This is a genomic window from Streptomyces sp. NPDC048424, from assembly GCF_040651555.1.
GTDB lineage: Bacteria > Actinomycetota > Actinomycetes > Streptomycetales > Streptomycetaceae > Streptomyces.
The window spans coordinates 1-4,504 of sequence record NZ_JBEZKE010000076.1; the positions used below are offsets into that span (position 1 = coordinate 1).

Genomic DNA, 4,504 nt, shown 5'->3' on the forward strand with positions numbered 1-4,504 from the left:
AGCTCGGCGGCAGTGCGTTCGACGCCCTGCGGGGATCACCCCGACACACACCCGACCCCGCCCCAACCGGCCCGCTTCGATCCCAGGCTCTGTGGTCATTCGGCTACGCCGCACCAACTCCAGCCCCGCCGCACCAAAATCCAGCCCCTCCGGCGATTGAGGAGCGGGGTCCGGGGCGGAGCCCCGATCTTTGAGCGGCACCATCCAGCCTCGCCGCACTACTCCAGCCTCGCCGGCGTTTGAGGCGCGGGGTCCGGGGCGGAGCCCCGGTCTTTCAGCCTCGCCGGCGGAGCCCCGGGCGGGAGCTCGGCTAGGGCTGCGGGGTCTGGGGCGGCTGCTCGGCCTGCGCAGCAGTCTCGGCCGCGTGCCGCTTGAGCGCAGCGTCACGGCCGCGGACGTACCAGATGCCGATCAGGCCGAGGAAGCCGCCGGCCGCGCAGGTCCAGACCCACCACAGCTGGCCGCGGTCGGCGAACCACCCGTAGAAGGGGAGCTGGACGAGGAAGAGGGCGAACCACAGGATCGTGCCACCTGTGACGGTCGCGACGACGGGGCCCTCCAGGGGCTCGGGCGCCTCATGCTTCGCAGTCCATTTCGCCATGCGGCAAGTCTAGGCGCGCGGCTCCGTGGTCTACGCGCGGAGATGGACGGCCCTTCGCTCATGTGTTCATACTGAAACGGTTTGGGCGTGGCCCATTTTCTTCGTATGAACCACCCAATGAGGACCGTATGAGCACCCCCACGGCCACGGCCCCGGGCCCTTCCCTCCAGGGGCCCTCCGGAGGAATCGACCGCTACTTCAAGATCTCCGAGCGCGGTTCGACCGTCGCCCGTGAGGTCCGCGGCGGCTTCGCCACCTTCTTCGCGATGGCGTACATCATCGTGCTCAACCCGATCATCCTGGGCAGCGCGAAGGACATGTACGGGCACCAGCTCGACAACGGTCAGCTCGTGACGGCCACCGCCCTGACGGCCGCCTTCACCACCCTCCTCATGGGTGTCATCGGCAACGTCCCGATCGCGCTCGCCGCCGGCCTCGGCGTGAACACGGTCGTCGCCCTCCAGCTCGCCCCGCGCATGAGCTGGCCCGACGCCATGGGCATGGTCGTGCTCGCCGGCTTCGTGGTGATGCTGCTCGTCGCCACCGGCCTGCGCGAGCGGGTCATGCACGCCGTACCGCTCGGCCTGCGCAAGGGCATCGCCATCGGCATCGGCCTGTTCATCATGCTGATCGGCCTGGTCGACTCGGGCTTCGTCTCGCGCATCCCGGACGCCGCCCACACCACGGTCCCGCTCCAGCTCGGCGGCACCGGCCACCTGGACGGCTGGCCCGTCCTGATCTTCGTGATCGGCGTGCTGCTCACCCTCGCCCTGCTGATCCGCAAGGTTCCCGGCGCGATCCTGATCTCCATCGTGGCCATGACCCTCGTCGCGGTCGTCGTCCAGCTGGTCGCCAAGGTGCCCGACACCGGCTGGGGCCTCACCGTGCCCGAGTGGCCGGGCAACCCGGTGGCCGCGCCCGACTTCGGGCTGGTCGGCCAGGTCAGCCTGTTCGGCGGCTTCGCGAAGGTCGGGATGCTGACCGGCATCCTCTTCGTCTTCACCGTGCTGCTGTCCTGCTTCTTCGACGCCATGGGCACGATCCTGGGCGTCGGCGACGAGGCCAAGCTGATCGACAAGGAGACCGGCGAGTTCCCCGGCATCAACAAGGTCCTGCTGATCGACGGCCTGGCCGTCGCCTCGGGCGGCGCCACCTCCTCCTCGGCCACCACCTGCTTCGTGGAGTCGACGGCCGGGGTCGGCGAGGGAGCCCGTACGGGCCTGGCGAACGTCGTGACGGGCGCCCTCTTCGCCGTGGCGCTGTTCCTCACCCCGCTCGCCACGATGGTCCCGTCCCAGGCCGCCACCCCCGCCCTGGTGGCGGTCGGCTTCCTGATCCTGGCGGGCTCGATCAAGGACATCGACTGGAGCGACTTCACCATCGCCGTCCCGGCATTCCTGGCCATGGTGATGATGCCCTTCACCTACTCGATCACCAACGGCATCGGCATCGGGTTCATCACCTTCTGCGCCCTGCGCGCGGCGACCGGCCGGGGCCGCGAGGTCCCGGTGGCCATGTACGTCGTGGCAGCGGTGTTCGTCTTCTACTACGCGATGCCGGCCCTCGGCCTCACGTAGGCCCTGCCCGGGCTCACGTCAGCCCGTAGAACTTCTCTGTCTCGTCGACGGCGGCCTTGAAGCGCTCGTCGAAGTCATCGCGGATGAGCGTCCGGACCACATAGTCCTGGACGCTCATTCCGCGTTTGGCGGCGTGAGTCCGGAGCCTGTCGAGGAGCTCCCCGTCTATGCGCATGCTCAGCACATGTGTCCCCATGCCGAAAGAGTCGGGGCAGAGGGTGTGGACGCGTGTCACTTTCGGCCGCCGACTCACCCGTACGAGTGACCCCGTGCATGACCACCAAAAGTGGTGTTCCTTAGCGAGAGTAATGAGTTACTCTAAATACATGCCTGACCTTTCCCATGGCGACGATGCTGCCGCCGTGAACGACCTCCGCTCCGCCGTCATGCGGCTGGGGCGGCGCCTGAAGCACCAGCGCGTCGACGAGTCGCTGAGCCCCACCGAGATGTCGGTGCTCGGCACCCTCGCCCGCTGCGGCCAGGCCACACCCGGCGAGCTCGCACGGCGGGAGCACGTCCAGCCGCCGTCGATGACGCGCATCGTCGCGTTGCTGGAAGCCAAGGGACTGGTCACGCTGGAACCGCACCCCGACGACCGCCGCCAAAAGGTGGTCCGCCAGACGGAGGAGGCCGAAGCGATGCTCGAAGAGAGCCGCCGCAAGCGCAACGCCTTCCTGGCCGGGCTCGCGGCAGAGCTGACCGAGGACGAATGGGCCAAGCTGCGCGAGGCCGCACCCGTCCTGGAGAAGCTCGCCCACCTGTAGGAACGACGCCAGGAGGCGAACGCTTTTGAGTACGGGAACCGGAGCAGACTCCGCACCCGGCCACACATCCACCCCTACTAAGGCCCCCGCGGGCCGTGCGGGCAAGAACTCGATGTTCAGCTCGCTGAGGATCCGGAACTACCGGCTCTTCGCGACCGGACAGGTCGTCTCGAACACGGGCACCTGGATGCAGCGCATCGCCCAGGACTGGCTGGTCCTCTCCCTGACCGGCTCCGCCTCCGCCGTCGGCATCACCATCGCCCTGCAGTTCCTGCCGATGCTGATGTTCGGCCTCTACGGAGGCGTCCTCGCCGACCGACTGCCCAAGCGGCCCCTGCTCCTCGCCACCCAGAGCGCGATGGGCCTGACCGGCATCGCACTCGCCGTCCTCACCCTGGCGGGACACGTCCAGGTCTGGCACGTCTACCTCGCCGCCTTCGTGCTCGGCCTCGTCACCGTCGTCGACAACCCGGCGCGGCAGACGTTCGTACCCGAGATGGTCGGCAAGGACCAGGTCGCCAACGCCGTCAGCCTGAACTCCGCCAACTTCCAGTCCGCGCGCCTCGTCGGCCCGGCGATCGCCGGTGTGCTGATCACCGCCGTCGGCTCCGGCTGGGCCTTCCTGCTGAACGGCCTGTCGTTCGCCGCACCCATCGCCGGCCTGCTGATGATGCGGACGAAGGAGCTGCACCCGGTCGAACCCCGGCCCCGCGCCAAGGGACAGCTGCGCGAAGGCCTGCAGTACGTCGCCGGCCGGCCCGAGCTGATCTGGCCGATCGTGCTCGTGGGCTTCATCGGCACCTTCGGGTTCAACTTCCCGATCTGGCTGTCGGCGTTCGTCAGCGACGTCTTCCACGGGGACGCGGGCACCTACGGGCTCTTCAACACCCTGATCGCGGCCGGCTCCCTGGCGGGCGCCCTGCTCGCGGCCCGGCGCGGCCACTCCCGCCTGCGGCTGCTGGTGGCCGCGGCCGTGCTGTTCTCGGTCCTGCTCCTCGTGACGTCCTTCGCGCCCGGCTTCTGGCTGTTCGCGGCGCTGCTCGTGCCGATCGGGGTCTTCGGCCTGACGGTCAACGTCACGGCGAACTCCAGCGTGCAGATGGCGACCGACCCCGAGATGCGGGGGCGGGTCATGGCCCTGTTCATGATGGTCTTCACCGGCGGCACCCCGCTGGGCGCTCCGCTGCTGGGCTGGATCACGGACACGTACGGCGCGCGGATCGGCATGGCTGCGGGGGGTGCGATCTCGCTGGCCGCGTCCGTCGCGATCGCGGTCGTTCTGGCCCGGGTGGGCAACCTCCGGCTGCGGGTCAGCCGACGGGGCGTGACGTTCGTCCCCGCCGTCTCGCGCCGCCGCGAACTGGTGACGGTCGCCTGACCCCGCGCCTCAAACGCCGGCGGGGCTGAAAGACCGGGGCTCCGCCCCGAACCCCGCCGGGCTCCGCCCGGACCCGCGCCTCAAACGCCGGCGGGGCTGAAATTGCGCTCCGCGCAAATCCCAGCCCCGCCGGTGGGAGGGCGCTCGTTGGTGACCAACGTTGACAACTGGTGGCGGCTCAGCC

The 4,504-nt window shown here is 69.4% G+C and carries 5 protein-coding genes; 3 read left to right on the forward strand and 2 right to left on the reverse strand.

Features of this window, described 5'->3' with window-relative positions:
- Positions 1 to 310: 310 nt before the first annotated feature.
- The gene (locus AB0D29_RS38550; RefSeq protein WP_362860504.1) at positions 311 to 601 is read right to left on the reverse strand and encodes a DUF2530 domain-containing protein; all 291 of its coding nucleotides are present in this window, start codon (positions 599 to 601) and stop codon (positions 311 to 313) included.
- Between the two features lie 128 nt (positions 602 to 729).
- Here AB0D29_RS38550 and AB0D29_RS38555 point away from each other — a divergent pair, with 128 nt between their 5' ends.
- Positions 730 to 2,178 (forward strand): NCS2 family permease, encoded by a 1,449-nt coding sequence (locus AB0D29_RS38555; RefSeq protein WP_362860505.1) that lies wholly within the window; start codon positions 730 to 732, stop codon positions 2,176 to 2,178.
- A gap of 13 nt (positions 2,179 to 2,191) precedes the next feature.
- Here AB0D29_RS38555 and AB0D29_RS38560 read toward each other — a convergent pair whose 3' ends face one another.
- Positions 2,192 to 2,374, reverse strand: coding sequence for a hypothetical protein (locus AB0D29_RS38560; protein ID WP_030156886.1), 183 nt, complete (start codon positions 2,372 to 2,374; stop codon positions 2,192 to 2,194).
- Positions 2,375 to 2,504: 130 nt separating this feature from the next.
- Here AB0D29_RS38560 and AB0D29_RS38565 point away from each other — a divergent pair, with 130 nt between their 5' ends.
- Positions 2,505 to 2,942 (forward strand): MarR family transcriptional regulator, encoded by a 438-nt coding sequence (locus tag AB0D29_RS38565; protein ID WP_319728456.1) that lies wholly within the window; start codon positions 2,505 to 2,507, stop codon positions 2,940 to 2,942.
- 25 nt (positions 2,943 to 2,967) lie between these two features.
- A complete protein-coding gene (locus tag AB0D29_RS38570) occupies positions 2,968 to 4,320 on the forward strand; it encodes an MFS transporter (RefSeq protein WP_362860506.1) in 1,353 nt (450 codons plus the stop codon).
- The last annotated feature ends 184 nt before the right edge of the window (positions 4,321 to 4,504 follow it).

What these genes read in the sequence shown, in the direction of transcription:
- AB0D29_RS38550 (WP_362860504.1), bottom strand. Translation starts at nt 601, where the DNA reads ATGGCGAAATGGACTGCGAAGCATGAGGCGCCCGAGCCCCTGGAGGGC.
- AB0D29_RS38555 (WP_362860505.1), top strand. Translation starts at nt 730, where the DNA reads ATGAGCACCCCCACGGCCACGGCCCCGGGCCCTTCCCTCCAGGGGCCC.
- AB0D29_RS38560 (WP_030156886.1), bottom strand. Translation starts at nt 2,374, where the DNA reads ATGGGGACACATGTGCTGAGCATGCGCATAGACGGGGAGCTCCTCGAC.
- AB0D29_RS38565 (WP_319728456.1), top strand. Translation starts at nt 2,505, where the DNA reads ATGCCTGACCTTTCCCATGGCGACGATGCTGCCGCCGTGAACGACCTC.